Here is a 26,844-nt window from a genome sequence, read left to right as displayed (position 1 = left end):
GGCGGGCCCGTGAGGACCCGCCTTGCCTTTGTTGAGCGACTACCAGAGGACTTGAACCCCTAGACCACATCTGCAATCCGCAACCGTGCTAAGTGGCAGTCACCGAAAGCGTAGGGCGGCGCGGAAGCCCTCGCAGTCACCCATGTGACAGCTCAGCTCACGTTGCCCGAGTTGCGGGCCCCGCCGCCCACCGTGATCTGCCCGTCCATCGACACGTTGTCGGTCACCGACCAGAGGCGCTTCGCCGGGGCGCCCGACCAGAGCGGGTTGACCATGATGCCGGGGTTGCAGTTCTGCACCAGGTTGTCCCGCACGGCCAGGATCGGCCCCCCGGCCGCGAACGCCCAGATCCCCAGGCCGGTGCCGCCGGAGACGGAGATCCGGTTGTCCGAGACGAAGACGTTGCGCATGCTGCCGATCTTGATGCCGCGGATCGTGCCCTCCCCCCGCCACCAGGCCTTGACCAGGTGGATGTCGTTGCCGGTCACCCGGATCGTCCGGCCCTGGATGGGCGGACCGGGGTGGTACGACACCCCGATGTGGACGCCCTCGGCCACCTGGTCGAAGCGGCAGTCGGAGACCTCCACGTCACCGACGGCCGTGCCGCCGCCGATCACCACCCCGCAGGCCCCGATCGACGCCTCGGCCGCGGCCGCCAGTTCCTTGCGGTACCCGGCGGCGTACCGGTCGCCGAACGCCGGCTCCAGCAGGATCCGGTCGGCGACCGAACGCAGGTGCTTGGCCGCCGCCGACGGCGTCTGCACCGGGCGCGACGGCGGCGACGCGGCCAGCGCCGTCTCCCAGGCGCCCTGGGCCAGGGCGGAGTCGAAGCGCAGGCTGGCCCCGGGCGCCGGCAGGGCGACGTTCCGCCGGTCCCGGGCGATGTCGTCGGCCCGGCGCACGTTGACGCCCTCGCCGACCAGGTAGTCCCGCAGCGCCTTGCGGCCCTCGTCGGTGTCGAAGATCCGCCCGGCGGCATCGCCGAGGCGGCCCTTGAGCGAGGTGAGCTGCCGCTTGTAGCTGGGCAGCCGGCCCGGGTCCGCGGCGGCCAGGTCCGCCAGCCGGTGCAGGTACGCCCCGGCGCTCTGGTCCGAGCGCAGGTCCTCCGGCGTCGGCGGGTGCAGGGCGGCCAGGGTCTTCCACTCGCTCTCCGGCACCGTCGAGTTCATCCGCACGCCCCACTGCCCGACCCGGACCACGGTGTTGAAGTCGCCGCGTTCCAGCCGGTCCGCCCGGTCCAGCGCCAGCCGGCCGACCAGCTGGGTGGCCAGCTCGCCGCGGAACTTCTCGTCCTTGACCAGCTCCTGCAGGGTCAGCGAGAGCGGTCGGGGCGGGGTGCTGAACCGGCACCGGGTGACGATGGCGTGGTCCGGGTTGACCAGGAGCACGCCCTGCTGGCCGTGACCGATCAGGAAGTCCGAGTCGAGCACCCGGACCCGGCCGGGCGGGGTGCCCTGGTCGTTGCGCACGGTCAGGCAGGTGCTGCGCGGCGCGGCGCCGGCGACCCCGGCCAGCCGGACGTGCTCGACGGTCACCTCCTTGCAGTTGATCGCGCTGACCGGACCGAGCCGCCCCGAGCTGTCGGCCGGCCCCGGGGTCTCCACGAACAGGTGCGACACCGACACCGAGCCGCAGTTGGCGAAGAGCAGCGCGTACTCGTGGCCCTGCACCTGGATGCGGCTCGCCGGCCCGCTGCCGAGCAGCCGGATGTTCGCCCGGTTGCTGAAGGTCACCGGCGTGTTGCTGGTGTAGAGCCCGGGCGCGAAGCAGATCAGCGCGTCCTCGGCGGGCAGCGTGTTCAACGCCTGCACCCAGTCGATGCCCGGCCGCAGCGTCAGCGTCGCCCAGCCGCCCGTGCTGGCCGCGGCGAGCTGGTTGATGGCGGCCTGCACGGTGGTCGCCCCGGCCAGCGACGGCCGCCCGGTCGGGTCGTACGACACCCGGTCGGCGCGGGAGAGGCTTGCGGTGAAGGTGAGCGGCAGGTGCGCCGGCTGCGTCGCCTCGTCGAGGAACTGGGCGGTCACCACCTGGGTGGCGGTGCCCGAGTCGAGCTGCCAGGCGCAGCGGGCCCGGCCGTCCGTACCGGTCTCCACGGTGACCGTGCTCGCGGTGGTCGCGCCGGCGGTCAGCTTCCCCTGGCCGGTGGTGACGGTGAACCGCACGCGCGCCTTCGCCACCGGTTGGCCGCCCGTGGAGACGCCCGCCACCAGGTCGTGCCCGAGCGGCACCAGCGTCGCCGGGCTGTTCGGCACCGGCACCGCCTCCTGGCCGTCCCCGCCGAGCAAACTCAGGGTCACCTGACCGGTCAGCGGGGCGAAGACCGGCCGGCAGTCGCGCAGCACGCTCCACTGGCTGCCGTCGTACCCGAGGACACCCAGCCGGCCGTGAGCCCGGCGCGGGCCGTGCGGGGTCTGCGGCACCGGCGTCGTGCCGGTCCTCGGCCACTCCACGTCGTGCACCGCCGAGCGGGCGGGAAAGGACCACCAGTCCCCCGTCCGGTAGCCGCCCGCCGCGCCGAACCGGATCTTGATGCCGAGTTCCAGGTCCAGCTCGGCGCCGCCGGCGGGGACGGTGCCCCGGCCGTCCCAGCGGCGCACCCGCGGCCGCCGGGGGAAGTCGGCCCGGTTCAGGCTGCCGGTGGCGGTGGCCGGGCGGATCACGATCCGGTCGCCCTCCACCCGGTCGACCTGCACCAGCGTGCCCGGCGTCGCGTTCTGCTCCCGGGTGTCGTCGGTCAGCTCCACCCAGGACCCGTTGGCGAAGCCCGCGCTGCCGTCGCGGCCGGGCACCTTCACCGTGAGCACGTCGACGTCGATGCTCTCCCAGGTCGCCACCGTGGAGCCGTTGTCCCGCGACCACACGTAGGTCGCCGCGCCGGGAGCGCCACCGGCGAGGATCTCCACCCGGTAGCACTGGTTGTCCAGCCCGGTGTACGGGGAACCGGTCGGGATGACGCAGTCGCCGCCCGGAGCGCCGGTGGGATCGGCGCGGACCGCGAGGGTGCCGGTCGAGGCGGCGGTCAGCTCCGCCCAGCCGGGCGGGGTGTCGGCGCACCCCACCGGGGTGTTCGGCGGACCGGCCTGCACCAGCCGGACCTGCCAGACGGTGCGCAGCCGGGTGGCGGTGTCCGGGCCGCCCAGGGCCACCTCGCGCAGGCTGGCGTCCTCGATGGCGGTGACGTGCTGCGACCAGGCCTGGAGCCAGGCCACGTAGACCCCGGCGGGGACGGCGGCGCCGGCGGCCAGCCAGGTGCCGTCGAGCTTGCGCACGAACGGGCCGGCGGCCGGCAGGTCGGGCTGGGCGAAGACGGAGACCTGCGCGTCGTTCTCGCAGAGCACCCCGTCGAGGTAGTAGCGGCCGGCCGACAGCTTCAGGTCGCCGCCGCCCCCGGTCAGCGCGAACGCCCCGTTGGCCAGCGGCGCGCCGGCCGGGCCGACCAGGTCGGCCAGCGCGGTCGCCCGCAGGTGCGCCTGGATGTCCTGCTGCTCGTTCCAGTCCGCGTCCAGGTCCACCCGGCCCTGCTGTTTGCGCACGCTCGTCGCGTGCCGCCGCTGGTCGAACGTCGAGCGGCTGATGTCGCCCTTCATGGTGTGGTTCCTCCGGTCGGCAGCACGGGCAAGGGAGATGCCACCCGCCCCAGCGGCAGGTACTCCCGCAGGGCGAGGGCCAGGTTGTTGAGGCGTTGCGGGGTCAGCGCGCGTCGGAACGCGCCCATCTCGGCACCGGACTCCGCGCCGGTGCGCAGCTCGGCGGCGGCGGTCTCGGCGAGCCGGCCGTACGTCGCGTCCCCGTACCGGGTGCTGGCGAAGGCCGGCCCGACGCGGGTGGCCACGTCCGGGTCGCCGGGGTGGGCCTGCACGGCCAGGTCCGGCTGGCAGCGGTAGCGGCGCGGAGTGACCGAACCGGGCCGCAGGTAGCTGAACCGCACGTACCCCTGCTGCCGGCGGGCCACCGTGACCACCCCGTCGAGCAGGCAGTCCGTGGCGGTCAGCACCCGCGCGCCGGTCGCGCCGAGCACGGTCACCCCGGCCAGCTCGACCTCCGCGTCCGCGGCGCCGATCCCGCCGTGCACCAGGGTGTCGGTGACGGTGAGCGGGCCGTCGCCGACGGCCAGCGACCCGGTGACGCACCGGTGCAGCGCCACCTCGACCCCCTCGTTGCCGGCCGCCACGGACAGCCCGGTCGCGCCGGGCCCGACGGTGCAGTGCCGCAGCTCCAGCCGGCCCAGCCCCGGGCCGCCGGCGGACGGCGCGGCCACCGTCACCGGGCCGGCCACCAGCAGGCCGTCGACGACCAGCTCGCCGGGGCGGTCCCCCGCGCCGGCGCCGGTGACCGACAGGCCGCCCAGCAGGCAGGGCCGCACGCCGACCGGGTCCAGGTCGGTCTGCCGGCGGGGCCGGTCCGGCGGCCGGGGCCACTGGGCGGCCAGCAGGGTGAGCCGGCTGCCCTGCCCGACGCGCACCGCGACGGTCTCGGCGTAGCGGTGGCTGTCCAGCAGCACGATCCGGCCGGCGGTACCGGGATGGGCCGCCTGCCAGTCGTGCCAGGCGGTGACCGCCTCGCCGAGCGAGGCGACCACCTCGCCCGCGCGGGGCAGCTCCGTCGCGCTCACCCCGAGCTGCCAGTCCACCGGGCCGTCGGCCGCGCCGAGGTCCCCCCGGCGGGGGTACGGGCCGGCGCCGACGTCGGCGCTGAACGCGTACCACCAGGAGAGCGCCAGGCGGTGCACCGGCCGCCCGGCGGCGACGGTGACCCGGCCGAGCACCGGGTCGACCCGGACCAGGCTGCCGGCGGGCAGCTCCCACCCGGTCAGGTCGCAGATCCGCAGGTGTTCCAGGGATACGGCGCGCAACTCGTCCGCCGCGGTCGGCTGGATCCACACCACGAAGGAGGGGTCGTCCTCGCGGAACCAGCGCAGCTCCTCGGGGGCGGGCGGCGCGGCGGAGCCCAGCGCGGCCAGCTCGTCGCGCAGCGGGCGGCGGCGCAACGGGCCCGGCACGTTCGCCTCGTCGGCGCGGTGGTCGATGTCCGGCTCGGTCACGGTCGGCCCGGTCAGCTGCCGGCCCACCCCGACCGGCTCGATCCACCACCGGCCGTCCGGCGGGTCGGCCGCCGGGGCGGCGGTGGCCCGGTCCAGCCGGTACGACGGCAGCGGCCACACGTACATGCCGATGTTGGGGATGTTCGGACGGCCCTGGCCGGCGCCCATCGCCCGCACGTCGACCGTGCGGCAGACCGGTTCGAACGGCCCGCCGACCAGTTCCAGCGGCCCGGCGTCCCGGATCGCCGCGGTGGCCGGCGCGGTCTTCGGGTGGTTGACGTGCTGGGTGATCACCAGCCGCTCGAAGAACTCGACGGCGGCGGTGCTCCAGCCGGTGTTCGCCCGGGTCAGCTCCTCCAGCGCGGCGGCGGTGCCCTTGCGGCGCCGGAACCGGATGGTGTCGGCCACCCGGGCCCGGTCGGAGAAGGCGGCCGCGTCGGGCAGCGGGTGCAGCCGGCCCGCGCCCACCAGCTCGCCCAGGTAGGGCACCACCCACTCGGCGCAGGTCTCCACGAACCAGTCGTCGGAGAGCTGGTCGACGTCGGCGCCGAGCAGGGCGGCCTGCTCGGCCATCACCTCGACCAGGGCGCGCAGCACGCCCCCGGCGGCCTCGTCCTCGCTGCGCAGCGCGGCGGGCAGCAGCCCCCAGATCTCCTCGGCCCTCACGATGCCTCCAGCAGGGTGACGTCGCCGGCGTCGGCGGTGAGCAGGTCGGCGGGGAGCAGCAGGTCGCCGGCGCGGCGGGCCGGCGCGGCCCCGATCACGTCCGCCCGGCCCGGGGGCAGCTCCGCGTCGTGCAGGAGTTCCAGCACCACGCCAGCCACCCCGGGCACCCGGTGCAGCAGGGCCTGCACCTCGCTGGCGCGTACCGGTTGGGCGTAGTCGCGGGCGTCGAAGGACAGGCCGGCGACCAGGGCCGCCCGGGCCGCGGCGGCGACCGCGACGAAGCGGTGCCCGGGGGCGACCAGCAGCCGGGCGGTCACCGCGACCCGGCGGCGGCGGTGGCCGAGGATCCGGACCGGCACGGCGGGTTGCCGGGCGGCGTCCAGCGCGCGGAGCAGGTCCGTGCGCAGCTGCGCGCCGTCCGGGATCGCGGCGCCGTCCGGCCCGGCGACGGTGAGCAGGACGATCTGCCGCTCGCCGTCCCAGACCAGGTCGGCGCGGGCCTTCCCGACGCCGGCGAAGGCCCGCGCGAAGTCCGCGTGGTCGTCGAGGGAGACGACCCGGCCGAGGGTACGCACCGCCAGCGGCGCGTTGCGCCGCGCCCGGTCCACGTTCTCCGGGTCGTCGGCGCCGGCCGCCGGGACCGGGTTGGTGACCTCCATCAGGCCCAGCGGGCGGGACAGCGGGATGGTCAGCCGCCCCGCCGCCAGGTCGGCCGACCGGCCGATGCCGGACCGGTAGGTGGCCACCACGTTGTCCTGCCCGGTGGGCAGCCGGGCGCCGGTGCTGCCGTCGCCGAAGGTGACGGTGACGGTGCCGTCGTCGGCCCGGCGGACGGTGTAGACCCGGGCGGTGGGCGCCTGGCCGAGCAGCGCGGGGACCTCCTGCCAGCGGACCCCGTCCACCCAGACGGCCAGGGTGGTGCGCGCCCCGCTGGCGGTGGCGGCGGGTACGTGGGTCAGTGGCGCGTGCCGGAGGGTGAACCGCTGGAACGCCTGCCGGGCGTCGCCGCCGCCGAGCACCTCGGCCCGGCTCTCGCCGTGCGTCGCCTTCGCCACGTTGCCGAGCACCCGGACGCTGTCCCGCCGGTAGGTGTGGGCGACGGTGCTGTCCAGGTCCACCGTGGACGGGCCGCGTACCCGCAGCACGGTGACCACCTCGGAGATTGCCGCGCCGGTCGGGTCGACGCCGCTGAGCACCAGCCGGCGGCCGGGTTCCAGGCCGGGCGTCGGGCGGGCCAGCTCCAGGGTGGCCACCTTCGCCAGCGGGGCGGTCTCCGGTCGCGGGGCGACGGCGAGCTGCCGGCTGTCGCCGAGCACGGTGGTACTCCGCCGGGAGAACGTGTTCGAGTCGCCGCCCGTGACGGTGAGCCGGGTGGTCCGGGCGGCGATGCCGAAGTCCGCCACCGGCACCTCGGCCACCGCGCTCACCCACCGCACCTGCGCCGCCCCGGCGGTCTCCAGCACCACCCAGGAGCCGGCCAGGATCGCCGGGTACGACTGGTCCAGGTGCAGGTTGCGGTCCGCGGCGGCGAGCGGGGCGTCCGCCCAGCTGTCCTTGCGGGCGGCGTACGCGCCGGGCAGCACCTGGTTGCTGGTGCCCGGGTTCAGCTCGCCGACCCGCAGCGCCACCGGCAGCGCCGACCACGGCTGGGCGTTGAAGCCGAACAGCGCGGCCCGCTGAGCGAGCAGGTGCACCTGCACCCCGGTGACCCGGGGGCGCAGCTCGACCGGGAGGACCTGCCCGACCAGCGGCGCGTCCAGCGTCACCACCGTGTACGCGGGCACCACCTGCCGGCCGTCCCCGCCGGCCTGCGGCGCGGGCAGCACCGCCGTGGCGGCCCGGACCCGCCGCACGTCGAACCAGTCCGGGCCGAGCACCAGCAGCACGCCGCCGGCCGGCAGGACGGTGTCGGCGCCGGCCAGCGTCAGCGTCTCGTCGCCGGGGCGGGGCGGCCGGGGCTCGGTGACCCGCAGCCCCACCGCGTTGAGCTCCGGCCGGGCGACCAGCGGTTCGACGGTCTCGAACACCTGCGGCAGCTCGCCGGGGCCGGGCACGCTCTGCGCCTGGCTGCCCGCCGGGATCGGCACCCCGTCCGGCGCGCCCGGGGTGGCGGTGACGGTGAACGACAACCAGGTCGTCGCGGCGACACCGGGCCGCAGCTCGTAGCCGATGGCCCGGGCCAGCAGCAGCACCGAGCCGCGCTCGGTGGCGGTGCCGAGGAAACCCTCGTTGGCGATCCGCTCCTGATAGAAGGCGAGCACGTCCAGGGTGGTCGCCCAGGCGTGCAGCAGGGCCACGGCGGGGTCGTCGACCTCGCGGGTGGTCAGCCCGGCCAGCTCGGGGCGGGCCCCGAGCCGGGCGAGCATGTCGGCGGCGAAGTCCGCCTGCCGGCCCAGCCGGTAGCTCACGCCGGCCCGGCCGGGCGGGTTGGGCTCACGGCCCGCTCGTGTCGTCACAGTCCACCCACCAGGTCGAGGTGCAGGATGCCGTGCTCGGGCACGCTGGGATCGTTGTCGAGGCGGATCACCTCGGTGTCGCCCGCGCGGAGCACCCGCGCGGTCAGCTCGCCGCCGGGCGCCACCCCGACCGGGTGCACCTCGGTGACCCGTACGTCGGTGACGCCCGGGACGGTGACGGCGGCGGCGAGGAGCTGGCTGAGGTAGAGCGGCGTGCCGAAGCTGAACCGGTCCGGGTGGAAGAAGCCCCGGCTCCCGTCGGGCAGGTCCCGGTCGGAGAAGAGGTCCAGCAGGGCCCGCCGCACGTCGGAGCGGAACGCCCCGGGCGTGACGCACACCCACAGCCGCAGCTCGACCGGCAGGTCGACCGGGTCGCGCAGTTGCAGGTCGTACCCGGCCACCCGGAACCGGTCCAGCCGCCCGGCCAGCCGGCGGGCCAGCCCGGGCTCGCCGTCCAGCCGCTGCCCGCCGCGCAGGTCGAGGGTGAGGAACACCGTCCACCAGGAACCGGTCCAGCGGATCCGGGCGGTGGCGTTGTCCACCTCCGGCAGGCGCAGCGCCGCGGCCACCCAGTCGGCGGTGGTCACCGCCCGTTCCTGGGTGAGGAAGGCGACCGGGGCGTGCTGGCGGGCGTGCTCGGTGTCCTCCGGGTCGGTGCCGCCGACGGCGGGCAGCGGGTTGGTCACGGCGAGCACGCCGGAGCGGTCCGTGACCAGGGTGGTCAGGGCGTCGTGGCCGAGGTTGCCGGCCGCACCGCCGCCGCGCCACCAGGTCACCTCGAACACCGTGCCGGCCGGCGGGCGGCGACCGGACACGTCGTCGCCGAAGCGCAGGACGACCCGGCCGTCGCCCTCGCGTTCGGGCACGAACCCCTGGTCGAACCGGTCGGCGTTGAGCAGGTCCCGGCGGGGCCGCCAACTGCCCTCGGTGGTCTCCAGCCGGATCAGCGGCAGCGCGGCGCGCGGGTCCTGGGTCAGCGCCTGGCTGGCCGGGGTGTCGGCGGGGAACGGGGTGGCGGCGGCCACCGGCTCGGCGGTCAGCAGCGGTCGCCAGCGGGTCTCCTGCGCGGGCGGGAGCTGGCCGCGCACCTGGATGGCGTGCTGGGCGGCCACCACGTTGGCCCGGGCGACCGCGCAGGTGACCAGGTGGTCGGTGCCGGAGCCGGCCACCGGGGCGGTCACGGTGAGCGGGAAGGCCAGCCGGTCGGCGGCGCTCCACCCGACCTCCAGCACGTTCACCCGCGCCACCGGGTCGGTGCCGGGGCGTACCGAGGTCAGGCGGACCACCTGCCGCCGCGTCGGGTCGGCGTCCGCCCGGCGCCCGGTCTCCGGCGAGACCACCTCCTCCAGCAGCAGCAGGTCGCCGGGGGCCAGGCCGGTGGCCGGCTGGTCGAGCAGGGTCGCCCCGACCGCGCCGGCGGGTAGGCAGCAGTCCCGGCCGCCCCAGACGTGCAGGGCGATCTCGTTGCGGCTGGCCCGCGGGGTGAGGGCGGTCAGCGTCTCGAACCCGGTGGCACCGCCGGCCAGCAGCGCCACCGCGTCGGCGGCCGGCACCGCCGGGGTGGCCCGGTCGGCGGCCAGGACCGGGGTGCCCGCCGGGATGCCCTGGGTCTCGGCGTCCGAACCGGCGGTGACCCGCACGCTGAGCCAGGCGCGGGCGGCGCAGCCGTCGTGCACGGCGTAGTCGAGCAGCCGGGCGTGCCGGCGGGCCGAGATCCGGCTGCGGGCGGTACCCAGGTACGCCTCGGTGCCGGCGGCGTCCTGCCGGTAGGAGAGCCGGTCGGCGACGTGCGCCAGCGCCTCCACCACCGTGATCAGTGGGTCGGCCGGGTTGCGTTCCGCCCAGCCGGGCAGGGCCGCCACCCGGTCCAGCATCAGCCGCCGGAACCCCGCGTAGTCCTTGGCGAGGTAGTCCGCCGGCGCGCCGGCCGGGCGGGGCGCCGGCCCGGCCGGGGCCGCCGGGGCCGGGTCCAGGTCGCTCGGGCAGTTCGCCTTGAAGGAGAACGTCGCCTCGGCCAGCACCGGGTCGAAGCCGGCCGGCACCCGGTCGTCCACCGCGGAGCGCACCAGCCGCAGCGTGTACGGGGAGAAGTCGCCGGCCCGGTCCACCCGGACGGTCAGCTCCGCGCCGGCGGCGGAGACGCTGACCACCCGGACGCCGGTGATCCGCACCCCGCCGTCGACGACCACGTTGCCGGCGGCCAGCGCGGCGCCGGTGGGCACCCCGTCGGGCTGGCCCGGCAGCGGGTGCAGGAACCCCACCCGCAGCAGCTTCTGGTCGGCCGCGTCCACCTCGACCCAGTCGATGCCGTTGAACCCGCTGCCCGGGCGGGCCACCTCGGCCCGGCGCTCGTCGTCGGTGCACCGTACGGTCATCTGCTCCCCCTCACGATGGCGACCTCGGCCGGCCGGCCGGTGGCGCGCAGCCGGTAGCCGACGTGCACCCGGACCGTGGCCTCCGCCAGGTCGACCCGGACGTCGTCGACCTCGATCAGCTCGCCGAGCCAGCGCTGCAACGCGCTGCGGGCCTGCAACTCGGCCGCGCCGACCACCGCCTCGTCGACCGGGGCGAAGAGCAGCTGGCCCAGGCCGGCGCCGAAGTCCGGCCGGTTCACCCGCTCGCCGGGCGAGGTGAACAGCACCGCCTCGACCAGGTCGGCGACGTGCCGCTGCGGGCTCGCCAGCCCGGAGCGGCCCCGGTTGTCGGGGCGCCAGGGAAAGGCCGGGTAGGTCACGACGCCACCGCCCTGATCTGGAAGCCGGCCACCGTCGGTGGCCCCTGCGGGATGCCCTCGGCGCTCACGCCCAGCCCGACGCTGACGGCGAGCATCGCCGGCTGGCCGTTGACCAGCACCCGCGCCGCCGGGGTGGTCCACTGGATCCGGACGCAGGGCTGGGGTTTGGTGCCCGCGCCGACCGGCACCTGGAACGGGCAGCCGGTCACCGGGTACGCGTCGGCGGCGGTCACCACCGGCAGGCCGCCCACCAGCACCCGGGAGTTGCCGGTCTGCGGGGTGACCGGCCCGGCGTGCGGGCAGGAGAGCACGGCGCCGACGTGCAGCAGCGGGCCGGGCATCAGGTCACCGTCAGCGCGGTCTGGTTGACGGCCACGGTCGGCCCGACCAGGGTGATCGAGGCGCCCTTGCCGTTGGAGATGACGATCCCGGTGTCGTTGATCGAGATCATCGCCCCGGTGAGCGTCTTGAGCAGGATGCCGCCCGCCGGGCCCGGGGCGTCGGAGACCATCACCGTGGCCTGCCCGGGGGTCTGCAGCACGATCGGCGGGGTGGGTGGCGGGGCGGCGGACACCAGGGCGGGGATCTCCGCCTTCGAGCCGTACCAGCAGCCGGTCCAGATCGGATGGTCGGAGTCGCCCTGCTCGAACTCCACCCAGACCCCGGTGCCGGGCAGCGGCACCGCGAACATGCCGGACTGGATGCCGGCCAGCGGGAAGCAGGGCATCGCCCAGGTGGACGGCGGCAGGGTGACGTCGGGGACGGTCACCTGGATCCGGCCCTGCTGCAACGGGTCGATGTGGTTGACCACCGTGCCGCGATACTTGCCGTAGTACCTGGTCATGCGTCGACCCTTCCCGAGGTGGAGATCTGGGCGTTGCGGCTGAGGTTGAACCGCTGCTTGACCTCGCCGGCCTTGACCGTGGTGGTCACGCTCTTCACCACGTACTCGCCGTCGTAGGCGCGTCCGGCGCCGCGCACCCCGACCAGCCGGCGGCACTGCAGCAGGCGGCCGTAGCGCAGCACGTCCAGCGAGCCCGAGCCGGTGATCACGTTCGCCGACTGGGCGGCGCGGGCCAGGCCCCGGGCGAGGGTCTGCACCACGTCCATCCGGGCGGTGGCGTCGTCGGTGCGGCTCGGGTCCGCCCGGCCGATGTTCATCCGCCGGTACGACAGCGGAATCGGGATCTTGCGGCCCAGCGGCGGGTTCAGTGGGCTGACGTCGGGCACCGGCAGCGGGATCGGCACCCGGACCTGCTCCGGGAACGCGGTGAGCAGGTAGACGGTCTTCTGCACGCCGTCGAACGAGAAGGACAGCGACTCCACGTTGGAGAAGGCGTCGGCGTTGACGGTCAGCGCCGGCTGCGCCTGCCCGGCCCGGACCTCCGGCCCCCAGTACGCGGTGTTCATCCCGGGCGTGGGACCCGGCTCCACGTAGAAGGTGTAGCCGACCTCGTCGGCCAGCTGCGACACGTACGCGAAGGTGGTGCCGCGCACGGCCGGGACCCGCTGGATCGGGTTCGGGGCGAACACCAGCACGCTGGGCACCAGCATCGGCACCACGCCGTACGCGGCGAACGGCGCCAGCAGGGTGAGCACCCGCGCCTCGGCGGGCATCGGCATGGGCAGTCCCGACAGGTCGATCAGGTCCATCATCTGGCTCACGTCGACCCCGGTCAGGGTCAGCGTGGACGCGCCGGCCTCGTTGCTGCGGGCCACGTCGTGGCGGGTCACCACGCCGTCGGAGAGCACCTGCGGGCGGCCGTCCAGGTGCAGGACCAGCAGCACCCGGGTCGGCGGGTCGAGGCTGCCGTCGGCGAGCATCCGCTCCACCAGCGAGCCCCGGCCGAGGGCGAACCGCAGCTGGAAGCCGGAACGCTGGCCGGCGTTCTGGGTCACCTGCGCCTCCTGCAACGCCTCGACGAGCTGGTACGGGGCCGGCCCGAAGGTCAGCGGCCCGACCAGCAGTTGCAGCCGCACTCCCCTAGGCATCGCCGGCTCCGGGGAACCCCTCGGGCAGCGCGACCCGGACCACCCGGCCCGGCTGCTCCAGCTCGGCCGGGTCGAAGGCGCCGTTGGCGTCGCAGAGCTGCCAGAACGCGGTCGGGTCGCCGACCGTACGGGCGGCCAGCAGGTCGACCCGGTCGCCGTCGGCCACCTGCTCCCAGCCGGCGGTGGCGAGCCGGTCGGCGGGTGGCACGAACCGGCGGCGCAGGTGGACGACCTCCTGCCCGGTGTCCGGGTCCACGGTCACCGCGGTGCCCACCGTGGCGTACCGGCTCTCCGGCGCGAGCGTGCCCGCCACCGGTACGCCGGCGGTGCTGCCGCCGGTCGCGGCGAGCAGCGTCTCGGCGACCCGGCTACGGGCGGCGACCAGGGCCGGGTCGGTCTCGGGTGGCTGCGGCGCGGTCACGGCAGCCGGTCGATTCCGAGGTCGGTCAGCCGGCCGCCGCGCGCCCGGCCGGCGAGCTGTTCGAGTTGCTGGTGGGCTGCCATGGCGAGGCCACCGGCCCGGCCGGCGGTGCCGACGTCGTTGACCGTCAGCACCCGCAGGCCCAGCCGGATCTTCGCGCGGATGGGGTTCAGCATCGGGTCGAACGCCTCCTCGGTGATGGTCAGCTCGGTGATCCGTACCGGCCAGAGCCGGCGCCGCCCGAAGGCGAGCAGCACCAGCGGTGCCGGTGGCGGCACCACCTCCAGGGTTCCGGCGGCCAGCAGCGCCGCGGCGTCCTGCACGGCGGTCAGGCTGGGGTAGGCCAGCGACTCCAGGGCGGCCAGCTGCGCGGTCAGGCCGAGCTCCACCGCGTCGGCGTTGGACCGCGGTTCGGCGAGCTGGTCGGCGGCGTCCAGCTCGGCCTCCAGGGTGAGCGTCTGCACCGGCGGTCCGGTGATCCGCAGCGCCTCGCCCTTCGCGCCGCCCTCGGCGCCGCCGGTCTTGAGCTGGAAGCCCCGGGTCAGCGCGTCCGGGTTGTACTGCAGGGTGATCACCCGCCGGGTCCGGCCGCTGTCCGGGTCGAGGACCACCAGGCCGGCGCGGAGCAGGCGGGGGCTGAGCGGACTGGTCACGGGGTGCCTCCTGTCGAGGGTCGGCGCCAGCGGATCCGTTCCGCGACGGCCCGGGTGATCCGCCCCTGCAACTGCCGGGGGTTGAGCCCGTCGAAGGTCAGCGAGCAGTTGGTCAGGTCGGTGACCCGGATCTGACCGGTCTGCAGTTCCAGACCGGTGAAGAGCAGGTTCACCCGCGCCACGGTCGCGCTGCTCAGGGAGATGGGCCGCAGCGCACCCGGCTGGTCGCTGCCGTCGGCCGCCCGGCTGATCCCGCCGCCGATCCGCAGGCCGAGCAGGGCGTCGGGGGCCAGGACGATCTCGTTGGCGCCGCCGAGCGGGAGGGTGATCTCCCGGGGGTTGTTGACCGACAGGTCGGCGTCGATGTTGCGGATCGCCAGCCGTCCGGGCGGCGACGGTTGGTCGCTCTGGACGTCGGCGATGGTGTGCAGCAGTTCGTCCCGGGACTCCGGCGTGGGCCGCAGCAGCCGGTTCAACCGGATCAGGTGCTCTTCCCGGGCCGGTCGGACCTCGCCGGTGGGCAGCCGCCAGCGCAGCAGGTCGACGGTGTTCGGCTCCTGCGGGCCGAGCCCGGACGGGTCCGCCACGGCGGGCATGGTCACCTGGTAGACGAGTTCCTCGCCCTCCATGGTGAACCGCCCCGGTGTCCACCACGGCAGCGCGCCCGTCATCCGCCGGTAGTCCAGCGCCCCGTCGTGGAAGGCCAGCCGGGCCTCCCAGGTCCGCTCGCCCCAGACGAACCCGGAGTGCACCACGTCGAAGTCCAGCCGGCCGTTGAGGCTGTCGAGGACCTCGCCCAGGTGGTACTTGTTTAGCACGCGCAGCAGCCCGTCCCAGGCCGCGGCCATCTCCCGGCGGCGCTGCTGACTGGTGGTCGGGGCGGGGGTCGGGCTCGGCCCGCCGCCCAGCAGCATGCCGAGGTCGAGCGCGAAGGTGGCGTCGCGGATGTCGAGGGAGGGCAGCTCGCCCGCGCCGGAGGTGATCTCGTGGGTGAGGTCGGGGAGCAGTCCGCGCTGCACGAACACGTACAGGCCGATGCCGTGGTCGACGAAGGTCAGGCCGCTGATCTCGCCGCCGGTGGCGGTGATCCGGCGCTCGGGCGCCGGCGGCGGGGTGGCGCTCGGGCCGACGCCCTCCGGGGTCGGGCCCTGCTCGTAGCCGATGGAGGTGAAGCGCAGGCCGTACTCCGGCCGGCCGGCGGGCGCGCCGAGCAGGCGCAGCTCCCGCCGGGCGTCGGCGGTGACCTGGGCCCGGATCGCGGTGAGGGTGGGCTGGCGCAGGTTGAGCCGCAGGCCGCCGTGGTCGAGGAAGTCCACGGCCAACCCCGCCGCGCCGAAGTCGGCGGTGCCGCCGGAGAGGAAGGTGCCGATGTCGAAGCCGACCCGGGGTGCGCTGATCGCGCCCAGGTCCAGCCCGCCGATGATGCGCATGCCCTGCGCGGTGTGGGTCGGTTCGACCAGGAAGCCGTCCAGTGGTGGGGTGGGGCGCAGCCGCAGCTCGCCGAGGACCGTCTCCCGGTCGGCGGCCAGCCGGATGGTGGTGCCGTCGCCGAGGTCGACCAGCAGGCCGCTGGCCCGGGTCTGCCCGACCACCAGCTCGCGCAGCAGCAGCCGGCGGAACCGGCCGCCGGGCGTGCCCGGCGGGTGCAGGTCGATCCGGGCCCGGGCCCGGATGTCGAGCAGCGTGATGGCGCCCTCGCCCGGCCGGATGCGCAGGCCAATGGACTGGCCCTGCCAGTTGAGCGCGTCCACCGACACGGTCGCCAGCCGCAGCCCCGGGCCGCCGTTGGCGCCGATGTCGATCCCGTCCGGGCGGATGCTGACCAGTCCGGTGTCCAGGCCCTCGAAGTGGACGTGCTGGGTGTGCTCGCCGGGGGTCGGGCCGGTGCCCAGGTGCCCTTCCGCGCCGGTGACCCGGGCCTCGACGTGGCCGCCCCGGCCGAAGGCCAGGGTGATCTGGGCGGCCGACAGCGCGGCGTCGACCCGCAGCGCCGCGTCGACCCGCCCGGCGATCTCCAGCCGGGTGGCGCCGGTGGTGATCCGGCCGGCGACCAGCCCCGCCGCCCGCGACCAGCGCAGGCCGCGCACGTTCACGTCGAGGATCTCCAGCGGCGGCAGGTTCGGCTGCCCGGCCGGGGTGGGCACCGGGCGGCCCAGGCCGACGTCCAGCACGCCGCTGCGGTAGCGCAGGTCCCGGCTGGTGATCCGGTCGATGTGCAGGCGCTCGACGAGCAGTTCGGCGTCGCCGGGCGGCCGGACCTGCCCGTCGGGACCGGTCCGCTCCGGGGCGCTGTCCCAGCGGCCGGTGACGGTGAGACCGTCCAGCACGGTGGGGCCGTGGGAGACGATCCGGCCGTCGCCGGCCCGCCAGTCGATGCCGGACAGTTCGATCCGGGACGGGCCGATGTCCTCGAACCGCAGCCCGCCGGCCTGCTCGGTGACGATCCGGCCGCCCAGCCCGGCCCGGCGGACGGTGACCGAGCCGTCGGGGGTGCGCAGGGTGGTGTCGGCGAGGGTGACCCCGCTGAGCGTGATCTGCTGGCTGTCCGTGGGGTCGCTGAGGATCCGGCCGGTGGCCGGGTCGACCCGGTGCGCGCCGGCCCGGATCAGGTCCACCGTGACGGCGGCGGCGGCCGGGCCGACGGGCTGGCCGCCGACCGTGCCGGTGATGGTGGTCGGGCCGCCCTGCAGCGCCCGGGACAGCACACTGAACCGGAGCTGGTCGAGCTGACCGATGCTCAGCCGGCCCGAGTAGGTCATCTCCTCGCCGGACAGGTCCAGCTCCAGGTCCTGCACCCGGACGCCGACCAGCGCGCCGGAGACGACCTCCACGCTGTAGCCGGGCGCCGGGTCGGTGACGTCCATGCCGATCCGGTCGGCGTCGATCCGGTCGATCACCATGGTGCGGATCAGCGCGCCCCGGACCTGCCGGCCGGTGGCGGCGGGCGCGGTGCGGACCAGCACGTCGAGGCTCATCCGGCCGATCCGGGTGCTGCCCCGGGAGTAGAGGCTGCGGGTGGCCGACCGCATGGTGACCCCGGTCAGCTCGGTGCGTTCCACGACCAGGTCGGGCAGGCGCAGGTCGTCGCCCTGCGGCACCACCCGGCCGTGGATCGCCTCGCCGGGGCTGCCGTCGGCGCGGGCGGGCGCGGTGAAGGCGATCCGTCCGGCCGTCGTACCCGGGCCGGACAGCCCGGTGACGGTGAGGTCGCCGACGCCGAATCCCACGGCGGCCCGGCCGGTGGGCAGGCCGGCCTCGGTGGCCGGGCCGCTCAGCTCGGCGGGGAGCAGGCCGCCGCCGGCGACGTCCAGGTCGGCGCGGGCCCGCAGCCGGTGGGCCTCGATCCGGTCCACGGTGGTCGCGCCGCTGCGGACGTCGGTGGCGGTCACCTCGGCCACCCGGATCTCGGCGCCCAGGGTGGCCGGGTCCAGGCCCGCGCTCAGCCCGCTGACGGTCAGCCCGCCGACCGACAGGCCGAAGTACCGCCGGGCCCGGTCCCGCAGCTCCTGGAACTCGCGTTCCTCGGCCGCGCTGCGGTGACCCGGGACGTACCGGCCCGCCGCGTCCACCGGCTCGGCGGGGCGGGCCGCCAGGACGCGCAGCCGGTCGAGGTCGGTCAGCCAGCGGGTCAGCTCGGCGCGGCGGGCCGCCCACTGCGGCTCGTCGGGCAGCGCGCCGAGCTGGGCGGCGACCTGCTCCCGGGTGGGCAGCTCGGCGGCGGTGACCCGGAGCGCGGGCTGCCCGTCCGCACCGGGCAGCAGCCGTACGCCGGCGGCGGTGACCGACGCGGTGCTGCCCCGGGCGAGGGTGGCGGCGTCCGGGGCGGTGCGGTCCCGGCGGAACCGGGCGATCAGCTCGTCGTCGGGCAGGTACTCGCCCGACCGGGAGGGCACCGAGCCCTCGGCGTGGATCGGGTCGATCTCCAGACCGGCGGCCTCGACCCGGCCGGTCAGCCCGGTCACCCGGATCCCGCCGATGTCCAGGGTGCCGCCCGCCGTCTGGCGGAGCTGGTCCGAGAGCGCGACCAGGCGACGCCGTTCGGGCTCGGTCAGCGACTCGGCGTTCCAGCGGTGTCGGGCCTCCAGCCGGTGCAGCTCCCGCTCCAGCGGCTCCAGCTCGGTCAGCTGCCTGGTCACCCGGCTCAGCCGGTCCTGCAACGCGGCCCGTTCGGCGACCGTCGCCCGGCCGAGCCGTTCCCGCAGCGACTCCTGCTCGGCGCGCAGCCGGGCCGGCAGGCTGTTGCCCAGCCCGATCAGGGTCCGGCCGACCTCGATCCGGCCGACCTGCTGCATCCCGGCGAAGGAGAGCCCCTCGGCGGTGGCGCCGGCGAAGCTGACCCGCAGCGAGTGCAGCATGGCGACCGCGTCGGTGGCGCGCTCCCCCACCGTGCGCGGCGGGCGCATCACCCCGTCGGTGAGCAGGCCGATGGTGGCGTTGGCCAGCGGCGTGAAGATCTCCCCGGCGCTCAGCGAGGCGAACTGGCGGGCCAGGAAGGGCGCCCCCGCCGTGTACGGGGCGAGCAGCGCGTCGCTGATCTTCGACAGGAACGGCAGGCCGCCGTAGAACGAGATCACGTTGTGCAGCAGGTGGATCAGCGGGTCGATCAGCGGGATGCCGATCCACCCCCGCCGGCTGGGCTCGGTGACGTCCTCCCGACCGGTCGCCCCGGCCCGGAAGGCCAGGCTGGACAGGCCGAAGCGGGTCAGCCCGAGGATCCCGCCCGGCAGCGAGTCGCTGGCGTAGACCACGTCGGAGACGCTGAGCCCGGTCATCCCGGCCTGCGCGCCGACCGGCCGCTCGTAGCCCCGGTCGGAGAAGGAGGCCACGATGTCCAGGCCGGTGAGGACGACCCGGCCGGTGCGCAGGGAGCTGCCGGTGAACGTCCGGTTGAACCCGTCGAGCTCCAGCCGGGGCAGCCGGACGCGGAGGATGCCCTGCCGGGCGTCGACCGACGCGGACAGGTGGTTGGTCTGCGCGCGGTCGGTGTCACTCAGCCGGGCGCCGCCGAGGTCGCCGCTGATCCACTGGGCGTCGTGCAGGTCGAGCTCGCGGAGGGTGACCTCCTGGGTGAACATGCTCAGCCCGGTCCGGCTGAGGAAGAGCAGCTTCAGCCCGACCGCGACCAGCCGGGCCAGGTCGCCGACCACGGTGGGCGCGTCGTCGGTGCGCAGCGTCTCGGGTTCGAACGAGGGCCGCAGCCGGGCGTGGTAGAGCCGCAGCTGGTCGACCAGCTCGCGCAGGCCGGGGACCTGGTCGGCCCGGACGTCGCGGGAGCGCAGGAACACCCAGCGGCGGTCGTCGAGGGCGTACAGCTGGACGATCAGCGAGCGCAGCTCGGTGGCCCGGTCCGCCCGCCACAGCCGGTCGTCGCGCAGCCGGTCGCGAAGCTGGTCGCGGGCCTCGATCCGGCGCGGGCCGGAGATCGCGGTGACCGCCAGGGAGGCCCGCATCTCCGGGGTCATCGCCGAGCGCATCCGGGCCCAGCGGTCCGGGTCCTCGGCCTCCAGCCGGGCCTGGTCGGCCACCGGCAGGTTCCGCACCAGCTGGAAGGCGAGCCACGCCTCGCGCGGGTTGACCGCCCAGTCGGTCAGGCCGACGGCGAGCAGCTGGCGGGCCTGCCGTTCCAGGTGGGCGGGGTCCCGCAGGGCCAGCAGGTCCAGCACCTCGGTCCGCCACATCTCGTGGGTGAGGTGGGCGTCGGGCAGCGCGTCGAGGATCCGGTCCAGGTCGCGCAGCGCGTCGAGCCGGTGGACGGCGGTGCGCAGCGTCTCCCGGCCCCGGGCGGCCGCCCCGCCGGTCACCGCGCCGGTCGGCTGGTCGAGGCCGATCAGCCGGCGGACCAGCGCGACCGCCCGCACGCCGTCCAACCCGGCCTGCACCTCCCGGTGGATCTCCTCGACGACCCGACCGGCGTCGACCTGCCCGGCGCTGCGGCGGGCCGGGTCGAGCGGTTCGGCGAGGCTGCCCACCCCGGTGTACCGGCCGCCGAGGATGTCCTCGGCGGGGATGTTCTCCTCCAGCCGGGCGAACCACCGGCCCTGCTCCAGCCGCCGCCACCGGTCCTGCGCGGCCAGCGGCAGGCTGCGCACCAGCAGGTACGCGAAGCGAGCCTCGTGGTCGCGGATCGCCCAGTCGAAGACCCCGTACGACAGCAGCCCCTCGATCCGGGTCAGGTTCTGGTGCTCCTCCCGGGCGGCCAGGACGACGAGCAGCCGGGGGCCGAGGGTCGCGCCGATCCGCTTCTCCTCCCACGGCAGATCGTCGAGGAGCGCGTCGAGCCGGCCGGCCTCGTCGAGCCGGCGTACCACGTGGCGCAGCCGCGCACCGGGTTCCGGCGGGCCGGCGGTGGCCGTACCCGCGCCGGCCGCGCCGCCGCTCGGCGCGGTGGCGGCCGCGCCGCCGGCGGTGGGCGGCGCGGTGGCGAGCGCGGCGAGCAGGTCCAGCGCCTCGGCGGCCCGGTGCTCGCCGATCAGCCGCTCGGCCCGCCGCGACACCGTCCGCAGGTCGGCGTCCCCGTCCAGCCGCCGGCTCTCGTCGTCGACCCCGCCGAGCGCGGTGAGCTGCGCCCGCAGCGCGACGGCGTCGGTGCCGCGCGGCGTCCGCTCGGCCATCAGGGCGTGGAAGAAGACCTTGCGGTCGCCGTTGAGCAGTTCCCGCAGGACGCTGTCGCGCAGCGCGCGCACCACGTTCAGCGCGGTGCGCCGCTCGACCGGGCCGAGCCCCTCGGTGCTCAGGCCGTGCACGTTGCCGGCTTCGAGGACCCGCAGCAGGTAGGGCGTCTGGCCGCCGAGCGCGGCGAGGGCGGCGCCCGGGTAGAGCCGGTGGTGGTCGTCGTCGAGGTTGCGGGCCAGGTCGGTGCGGCGGTTCGCGGGCAGGCTGTGCACCAGGTTACGGGCGACCAGGAAGGGCATCGTGTCGAGCACCCGCAGGCAGCCCCGCACGTCGTCGCCGGAGACCCACAACCCGTCGAGCAGGTCGATCAGCCGGGCCCGTTCCGCGCGGTAGCGCCGGTCGACGATCTCGCTGAGCTGCGACTCCAGCAGCCCGGTCTCGGTCTCGCTCGCCGCCGCCGTGCTGGCCGGGGGCGACGGGGCGGTGGCGACGGCGCCGGTGTCGGCGGCGACCGCGCCGGTGGGCAGCCGCGCCGCCGGCGCCCACAGCGGCCGGCCGGCCGCGGCCGCCTCGGCGAGCTGCCGGGCCTCGGCCTCCGGGTCGGTTCGGTTCGGGTACGCCCCGGGCGCCGCGCTCGCCTGCGCCAGGTGCCCGAGTTCATGGGCCAGCAGGGCCCGCCCGGCGGCCCGTTGCGGGTCGAAGCCGGGGGCCAGGTAGAGCGCCCCGTCGGCGAAGAGGCCCCGGGCGCCGTGGTTGCCGGCCCGGCGCCCGGCGTCGCCGAGGTGCACCCGCACGGCGTCCGGCCGCAGGCCCAGCGCGGGAGCCCACCGGCCGACCAGGTCACTGGTCAGCGCGGCCAGCGCCTCGTCCCGCGCCGGGGCGTCGTCCCGGTCCGGGCCCGGCGCGGCGTGGACCGCCGCCTCGCGCTCGGTCATCGGCCCGGCTCCGGGTGTCCGGGGCGGCCCAACCCGGCCCAGATCGCCTCGGCCAGGGCGGCCGGCAGGTCGGCGTCCGGGCGGGCGCGCAGCGGCCCGGGCGCGGGGCCGCTTCTCGGCAGGCCCCGGTCGGTGAGCAGCCTGGTGAGCGCCGCGGTCACGGCGGTCGCGAGCGCGGCCGGGTCGGGCACCTCGACCCCGGTGAGGACCAGCTCGCGGACGTCCACCTCGATGTTCATGTCCACAGCCCCGGGTCCGCGGGCCGGTCGTGCTTGGCGTACTCGGCGGCGACCGCGTCGAGGACGTGTCGCATCCCGACCGGGGCGCCGTCGCCGGACGCGACGAGCGCGGCGCGCAGGGCGATGGTGTGGATGTCCCCGCCGGTGAGGTCCAGCTCGGCGAGCCGGGCCCGGTCGAGGCCGTCGGTGGCCAGCCCGGGCGGGAAGGCCCGCCGCCACAGGTCGGCCCGCTCGGCCGGGCCGGGGTGTCCGAACGGGACCACCACCCGCAGCCGGCGCAGGAACGCCGGGTCGATCGCGGTGCGCATGTTGGTGGTCAGCACCGCCACGCCCCGGTACTGCTCCATCCGTTGCAGCAGGTACGACACCTCGATGTTGGCGTACCGGTCGTGGCTGTCCTTCACCTCCGAGCGCCGGCCGAACAGCGCGTCGGCCTCGTCGAAGAGCAGCACGGTGCCGCCGCGTTCGGCGGCGTCGAAGATCCGGCGCAGCTGCTTCTCGGTCTCCCCGATCCACTTGCTCACCACGGTGGCCAGGTCGATGCGGTGCAGGTCCAGGCCGAGCGCGCCGGCCACCACCTCGGCGGCGAGGGTCTTGCCGGTGCCGCTCGGCCCGGCGAACAGCGCGGTGACGCCCAGCCCCCGGGCGGTGCGCAGCCCGAAGCCCCGCTCGGCGAGCAGCACCCGGCCCGCGGCGGCGGCGGTGAGCTGGCGCAGCTGCTCGCGCGCCGGCGCGGGCAGCACCAGGTCGTCCCAGCCGGCCCGGACTTCAATCCGCTCGGCGAGGCCGTCGAGGTCCCGGCGTACCCCGGCGCGGACCAGGTCGCGGGCGGCGGTGACCGGATCGGCGCCGGGCCGCCCGGCGGTGGCGAGGATGTCGCTGTGCGCCAGGTCGAACTCGCGGGCGAGTGCGGCGGCCGGCCCGCCGGCGCGGCCCGGCAGCACCCGCCGCCACAGCTCCCGCTGCTCGTCACGGGTCGGCCGGTCCACGACCGGCCCGACGCCGACCCCGTGCAGCGGCACGGCCCGCGGGGTGGAGACCAGGACGTCACCGACGATCCGGGCCAGCAGGTACTCCACGGTGGTCACCAGCTCGGGCGGCTCGTCGCCGGTCAGCTCGACCACCAGGACCGGGTCGGCCAGAACCACCTCCCGGTTCCACAGCCGGGCGAAGGCGTCCCGGTCGGTGACGGCGCGGGGCAGGTCGACGGCGGACACCCGGTGACCGGTACGCCGCACGGTGGTGACGGCCAGCGCGACCACGTCGGTCCGGTCGGCCCGGTCCGGCCCGCAGATCCGCAGCGCGCGGCGGCCGGCCTGCCACGCCTCGGCCAGCTCGGTCGCGGCTCGTCGCCGGCTCGCCGGCAGGGTGGCCGGTGGGGCGGGCAGGTCCGCCAGGTACGGCCGAAGCCGCTCGTCGAGGCGGCCGGCGCCGCGCACCTCGTGCAGGATCCGCTCGTCGGGGCGGACCGGGGCGTGCGGCAGCGGCCCCTCGCCCAGCTCGACCAGCCGGGCGGCGCGCAGCGGCCGGGCGGCGGCCAGCGCGTCCCAGTGCGGGCCGGGCAGGGTGTCCAGGCACCAGGCGAAGCTGGGCGGACGGTCCAGCAGCCCGAGCTCCCCGGCGATCGCGGCGACCAGGACGTCGCGTTCGAACCCGCTGAGCCCGAAGCCGGCGGCGATCCGGTCCAGCGCGGGGCAGCCGGCGGACGGCGGGTCCGCCGGTTCGCCCTTGAGCAGCAGCCGGATCCGGTCCACCTCGGCGGGCAGCCCGTCGTCGGCGGTGGCGGCGACCGGCGGGGCGGGCCAGCGGGCGGCGGGGCGCGGGGCGGGCATCACAGCACCACCGACGGTCCGGTGTACCGGCCGGAGGGGTCGGCGGTCAGTGGGCTGTCCACCCCGTCCACCCGCAGCCGGGCCAGGTACGTGCCGGCGGGCAGGTCGCGGAAGCCGAACCGGATCCGGTCGGTGCTGTCGGCGCCCGGCGCGACGCCGTTGCCGGCCGGTGCGGGCAGCACGGTGCCGGTGCCGCCGGTCAGCGAGAGGGTCACCTGCTGGGTCGCGCCGACGCGCGGGTCGACGGTGACGGTGACCGCGCCGGTGCGCAGCGGCACGCCGTCGACGGTGCGGGTGGAATCGACCACCACGTCGCCGGACGCGACGGTGATCAGCGGGCGGTAGGTGACCGGCACCGCGTCGGAGCTGAGCGCCGGCCGGGGGCTGGGCGGGTCGCCGAGGTCGACCGCGTGCGTGACGACCAGTCCGGAGATCCCGGCCGGCACCGGCCGGTCGAAGGCGGCCAGCGGCACCCGCAGCTCCCCGGCGGTGGCGGACGCCGGGCTGGCGCTGGCCGCGCCGATCCGGATCCGGGTGTCCCGGCCGGACAGGTTGCGGCCGGTGACCACCAGGGTCGCCCCGGCGGTGACCGGGGTGCCGGTCGGGCCGTCCGCCCGCACCTGGTCGACCTCGGGCCCGGCGACGTCGACGGTGCCGGCCGTGACCGCGCGGACCGGCAGCGGTTCCCGGGCGCCGCGCACCGGGTCGATCAGCACCACCGAGACGTCGAAGAAGACGCTGGTCCGGTACGGCGCGCTGAACGCGGACCAGAGCCGGAAGGTCTCCTCCCCGCCCGGGCTGTTGGTGGTGGCGATCCGCAGCTGCTCGAACTGCTCTGCGAGGCGGGAGTCGGCGACCGGTGCGGGCAGGGTCGGGTCCGGCGGGTCGGGCGCGAGGGACCGGCGGATCGCCGTACGGGTGAGCACCGGCGTCTCGTGCAGCATCGCCAGCAGGTGCCCGAGCAGGATCTCGCTGGTCAGCGGATCGTGGCCGTAGACGCTCGCGACGTAGTGCAGGTCCACGCCGAGCGGCGGAGCGGCGACGTCGTCGCCGGCCGCGTCGCGCGGCGGCGGGCCGAGGTTGGCCCAGGACGGGTTGCGGGTGACCCGGTTCAGGAACAGGTTGACCTGGTTGCCCTCCTGGTTGCCCACGGTCACCCGGTCGGGCGGGCCGGCGGACACGGTGACCCCACCCACGGCCGAGGAGGCGCCGGTGGCGCGCAGGTAGGCCATCAGCTGGCCGCGCAGCACCGCGGTGACCGCGGCGAGGGCGTACGCGGTGCTCATCGTGGCCCTCCCGGGTCGCGCAGGTAGGCCTCCAGCTCGGGGGCCGGCCCCGGCTCGGCGGCGGGTGGCGGGGCGGCGGGCGGGACCGGCGGCCCGGCGGCGGCGACCGGGCGCTGGCCGGGGGCGAGCCGGACGTCGATCCGACCGATGTGGACATGCACGGTGGGCCGCTCCGGCGCCCTGACGGCGGCCCGGGTCACCGGTGCGACGCGGGTCGGCGGGGCGGGCGGCGCCGGGCGTACCACGGTCGCCGTGACCGGGGGCGGTGCCGGCTGCGGCGGTGGGGCCGGTGCGGCGGGCGGGGGCGGCGGGGCCGCCGGCCCGGCCGGCGGGGGCCCGGTCACCACCCGGTCGAGGGTGACCTCCCGCACCACCCGCGTCGTCTCCTCCCGGGTGACCGGCTCGGGCGCGGCCGGACGCGGCGACGCCTCCTGGCTCGGCGCGGCGGCGAGGGCGGCGGGTCCGACCGCCGCGACGGGATCACCCGCGGGCGCGGCGATCGCCGCCGGCCGGGGCGCCGCCGGGGATGCTGCCGGCGGTGCGGCGGCGACGGTGGGGCCGGCGGGCGGCGCCGGCGGCGCGGCCACCGGACGGGTCGCGGGGCGCGGTGGGACCGGGGCGTCCCGCTCGAGGTCGTACGCCTCGAACCCGCCGCCCGGCTCGGGCTGCTCGGGTTCGAACCGGCCGAGGGTGCGCGGCTGGAGCCGGTGCGCGCTGCCCACGGCCAGGGCGGCCAGCGCGGCCAGGTAGCCCGTCATGGCACCTGCTCCAGGTACGCGGCCCGGCGGTGCGGGCCCAGGCCGAGCACCTCCGCCTCCGACCAGCCGTACGCGCGGGCCAGCCGGTGCACCTCGCCGAGCAGCCGCCGGACCCGGGCGTCGGCGGCCTGCCACGCCCAGGCGGGCAGGTCCAGCAGGGCCTCGGCTCCGGTGCCGCAGGCCGGGCAGGTCAGCGCCACGGCGACCACCCCGAGCGGGTCCCGTTCGGCCATCGCGGCCGACACGGCGGGCAGCAGCTCGGCCGGCTCGGCCACCGGCGGTTCGGCGGCGACCAGGCAGCGCTGGAGCAGCCGGCGCTCGGCGGCCGCCGGGTCACCCGCGCGTGCCGCCTCGGCCAGGTCGGCCGGGGTGGGCAGGCGCAGCGTCAGCCGGTGCCCCCGCCAGTCGAGGGTGAACGTGCCGGTGGCCGGTTCCGGCCCGGCGGCCAGCAGCTCGGCCACGGTGAAGCCCACCTCGAGGCGTTCCGGGCAGGCCGGACAGTCCATGATGGTCTCGACCCGCCCGCCGGTCCAGTCCCCCGCGGTCCGCAGCAGCAGGGCCGCCACCGCGCCCACCGGCAGCCGGTCGGCGTCGGGGCGGTCGAGCAGCAGCAGCGGACGGTCTGCCGCCGGCCGGTCGAGCGCGTGATCCCAGGCGGAGACCAGCTCCGCCTCGCTCAGCCGCCGCCCTCCGGTCACGACCCGAGCCGGGGCTCGGCCGGCTCGGCGACCGCCTCGTCGCGCTCCCAGCCCTCGTTCTCCAGCTTGATGTGCTCGATCGCCACCGCGTTGGCGTTGGCGTCCAGCTCCGGCAGCGCCTGGTACTCCGACACCCAGCACCGGAACAGCCGGTACGACTGGGCGACCTGGCCGGCCTCGTTGAGCAGCTCGATGGTGATGTCCCGGCGGAAGTCGGCCAGCGACACCTCGGAGCCGAGCCCGGCGTGCAGCGCCCAGATCTTCCCGGCCCACGCGGCGAACTCCGCGTCGTGGGTCAGTCCCCGCTCCAGCGTCACCGCCTCGAACTCGCTGCGCCCCGGCGACTTGCGGCTGGTGGACGGGTCGCCGCCGTCGCGGTGCTTGACCACCTCGGTGGTCCGCTTCAACGCGCTGACCTTGCTCACCCCGGCCACGTACCTGCCGTCCCACTTGACCCGGAACTTGAAGTTCTTGTACGGGTCGAACCGGGTCGGGTTGACGGCGAACTGCACCATGACTCA

At 76.4% G+C, this 26,844-nt stretch carries 17 protein-coding genes; all 17 read right to left on the bottom strand.

Annotated features, from left to right (window positions below; genetic code table 11):
- Positions 1-152: 152 nt before the first annotated feature.
- Genes FHX75_RS03545 through FHX75_RS03465 form a run of 17 tightly spaced genes read right to left on the bottom strand, consistent with a single transcriptional unit; the run spans position 153 to position 26,838 of the window.
- Positions 153-3,587, bottom strand: a complete 3,435-nt coding sequence (locus FHX75_RS03545) for a DUF6519 domain-containing protein (protein ID WP_154936636.1) — start codon at positions 3,585-3,587, stop codon at positions 153-155.
- The gene (locus FHX75_RS03540) at positions 3,584-5,707 is read right to left on the bottom strand and encodes a phage tail protein (protein WP_154936635.1); all 2,124 of its coding nucleotides are present in this window, start codon (positions 5,705-5,707) and stop codon (positions 3,584-3,586) included. The genes FHX75_RS03545 and FHX75_RS03540 overlap by 4 nt, the downstream gene beginning before the upstream one ends.
- Positions 5,704-8,163, bottom strand: a complete 2,460-nt coding sequence (locus FHX75_RS03535) for a putative baseplate assembly protein (protein ID WP_154936634.1) — start codon at positions 8,161-8,163, stop codon at positions 5,704-5,706. The genes FHX75_RS03540 and FHX75_RS03535 overlap by 4 nt, the downstream gene beginning before the upstream one ends.
- Entirely contained in the window at positions 8,160-10,538 is a 2,379-nt protein-coding gene (locus tag FHX75_RS03530; RefSeq protein ID WP_154936633.1) for a baseplate J/gp47 family protein, read from the bottom strand. The genes FHX75_RS03535 and FHX75_RS03530 overlap by 4 nt, the downstream gene beginning before the upstream one ends.
- Positions 10,535-10,897 carry a GPW/gp25 family protein gene (locus FHX75_RS03525; protein WP_088961874.1) on the bottom strand — a complete coding sequence of 121 codons (363 nt, stop codon included), beginning with the start codon at positions 10,895-10,897 and terminating at the stop codon, positions 10,535-10,537. The genes FHX75_RS03530 and FHX75_RS03525 overlap by 4 nt, the downstream gene beginning before the upstream one ends.
- Complete coding sequence (locus tag FHX75_RS03520) at positions 10,894-11,238, bottom strand: hypothetical protein (protein ID WP_088961873.1); 345 nt, start codon at positions 11,236-11,238, stop codon at positions 10,894-10,896. Before FHX75_RS03520 ends, FHX75_RS03525 begins: the two co-directional genes overlap by 4 nt.
- Complete coding sequence (locus FHX75_RS03515; RefSeq protein WP_154936632.1) at positions 11,238-11,741, bottom strand: phage baseplate assembly protein V; 504 nt, start codon at positions 11,739-11,741, stop codon at positions 11,238-11,240. Before FHX75_RS03515 ends, FHX75_RS03520 begins: the two co-directional genes overlap by 1 nt.
- The gene (locus FHX75_RS03510; RefSeq protein ID WP_154936631.1) at positions 11,738-12,889 is read right to left on the bottom strand and encodes a hypothetical protein; all 1,152 of its coding nucleotides are present in this window, start codon (positions 12,887-12,889) and stop codon (positions 11,738-11,740) included. Before FHX75_RS03510 ends, FHX75_RS03515 begins: the two co-directional genes overlap by 4 nt.
- A complete protein-coding gene (locus tag FHX75_RS03505) occupies positions 12,882-13,310 on the bottom strand; it encodes a hypothetical protein (protein WP_211364310.1) in 429 nt (142 codons plus the stop codon). The genes FHX75_RS03510 and FHX75_RS03505 overlap by 8 nt, the downstream gene beginning before the upstream one ends.
- Complete coding sequence (locus FHX75_RS03500; protein ID WP_154936630.1) at positions 13,307-13,963, bottom strand: hypothetical protein; 657 nt, start codon at positions 13,961-13,963, stop codon at positions 13,307-13,309. The genes FHX75_RS03505 and FHX75_RS03500 overlap by 4 nt, the downstream gene beginning before the upstream one ends.
- Entirely contained in the window at positions 13,960-21,510 is a 7,551-nt protein-coding gene (locus tag FHX75_RS03495; protein ID WP_154936629.1) for an eCIS core domain-containing protein, read from the bottom strand. The genes FHX75_RS03500 and FHX75_RS03495 overlap by 4 nt, the downstream gene beginning before the upstream one ends.
- Positions 21,507-21,749, bottom strand: a complete 243-nt coding sequence (locus FHX75_RS03490) for a hypothetical protein (RefSeq protein WP_154936628.1) — start codon at positions 21,747-21,749, stop codon at positions 21,507-21,509. Before FHX75_RS03490 ends, FHX75_RS03495 begins: the two co-directional genes overlap by 4 nt.
- Positions 21,746-23,581, bottom strand: a complete 1,836-nt coding sequence (locus FHX75_RS03485; RefSeq protein WP_154936627.1) for an ATP-binding protein — start codon at positions 23,579-23,581, stop codon at positions 21,746-21,748. The genes FHX75_RS03490 and FHX75_RS03485 overlap by 4 nt, the downstream gene beginning before the upstream one ends.
- The gene (locus FHX75_RS03480) at positions 23,581-24,867 is read right to left on the bottom strand and encodes a Pvc16 family protein (RefSeq protein WP_154936626.1); all 1,287 of its coding nucleotides are present in this window, start codon (positions 24,865-24,867) and stop codon (positions 23,581-23,583) included. Before FHX75_RS03480 ends, FHX75_RS03485 begins: the two co-directional genes overlap by 1 nt.
- Positions 24,864-25,625, bottom strand: coding sequence for a hypothetical protein (locus FHX75_RS03475; protein WP_154936625.1), 762 nt, complete (start codon positions 25,623-25,625; stop codon positions 24,864-24,866). Before FHX75_RS03475 ends, FHX75_RS03480 begins: the two co-directional genes overlap by 4 nt.
- The gene (locus FHX75_RS03470; RefSeq protein ID WP_154936624.1) at positions 25,622-26,323 is read right to left on the bottom strand and encodes a hypothetical protein; all 702 of its coding nucleotides are present in this window, start codon (positions 26,321-26,323) and stop codon (positions 25,622-25,624) included. The genes FHX75_RS03475 and FHX75_RS03470 overlap by 4 nt, the downstream gene beginning before the upstream one ends.
- On the bottom strand, positions 26,320-26,838 hold the full coding sequence (locus FHX75_RS03465; RefSeq protein ID WP_088961863.1) for a phage tail protein: 519 nt from the start codon (positions 26,836-26,838) through the stop codon (positions 26,320-26,322). Before FHX75_RS03465 ends, FHX75_RS03470 begins: the two co-directional genes overlap by 4 nt.
- Between the last annotated feature and the right edge of the window lie 6 nt (positions 26,839-26,844).

Origin of the sequence: Micromonospora palomenae (assembly GCF_007829925.1) — a bacterium.
In the GTDB taxonomy this organism is placed as follows: Bacteria; Actinomycetota; Actinomycetes; order Mycobacteriales; family Micromonosporaceae; genus Micromonospora; species Micromonospora purpureochromogenes.
Note: the sequence above shows the minus strand (reverse complement) of the source record. Positions and strands in the feature narration are given on the sequence as shown.

Excerpts from the sequence above, each read along its gene's own strand:
- FHX75_RS03545 (WP_154936636.1), bottom strand. The coding sequence starts at position 3,587 with ATGAAGGGCGACATCAGCCGCTCGACGTTCGACCAGCGGCGGCACGCG.
- FHX75_RS03530 (WP_154936633.1), bottom strand. The coding sequence starts at position 10,538 with ATGACCGTACGGTGCACCGACGACGAGCGCCGGGCCGAGGTGGCCCGC.
- FHX75_RS03520 (WP_088961873.1), bottom strand. The coding sequence starts at position 11,238 with ATGCCCGGCCCGCTGCTGCACGTCGGCGCCGTGCTCTCCTGCCCGCAC.
- FHX75_RS03515 (WP_154936632.1), bottom strand. The coding sequence starts at position 11,741 with ATGACCAGGTACTACGGCAAGTATCGCGGCACGGTGGTCAACCACATC.
- FHX75_RS03510 (WP_154936631.1), bottom strand. The coding sequence starts at position 12,889 with ATGCCTAGGGGAGTGCGGCTGCAACTGCTGGTCGGGCCGCTGACCTTC.
- FHX75_RS03495 (WP_154936629.1), bottom strand. The coding sequence starts at position 21,510 with ATGACCGAGCGCGAGGCGGCGGTCCACGCCGCGCCGGGCCCGGACCGG.
- FHX75_RS03490 (WP_154936628.1), bottom strand. The coding sequence starts at position 21,749 with ATGAACATCGAGGTGGACGTCCGCGAGCTGGTCCTCACCGGGGTCGAG.
- FHX75_RS03485 (WP_154936627.1), bottom strand. The coding sequence starts at position 23,581 with ATGCCCGCCCCGCGCCCCGCCGCCCGCTGGCCCGCCCCGCCGGTCGCC.
- FHX75_RS03480 (WP_154936626.1), bottom strand. The coding sequence starts at position 24,867 with ATGAGCACCGCGTACGCCCTCGCCGCGGTCACCGCGGTGCTGCGCGGC.
- FHX75_RS03475 (WP_154936625.1), bottom strand. The coding sequence starts at position 25,625 with ATGACGGGCTACCTGGCCGCGCTGGCCGCCCTGGCCGTGGGCAGCGCG.
- FHX75_RS03465 (WP_088961863.1), bottom strand. The coding sequence starts at position 26,838 with ATGGTGCAGTTCGCCGTCAACCCGACCCGGTTCGACCCGTACAAGAAC.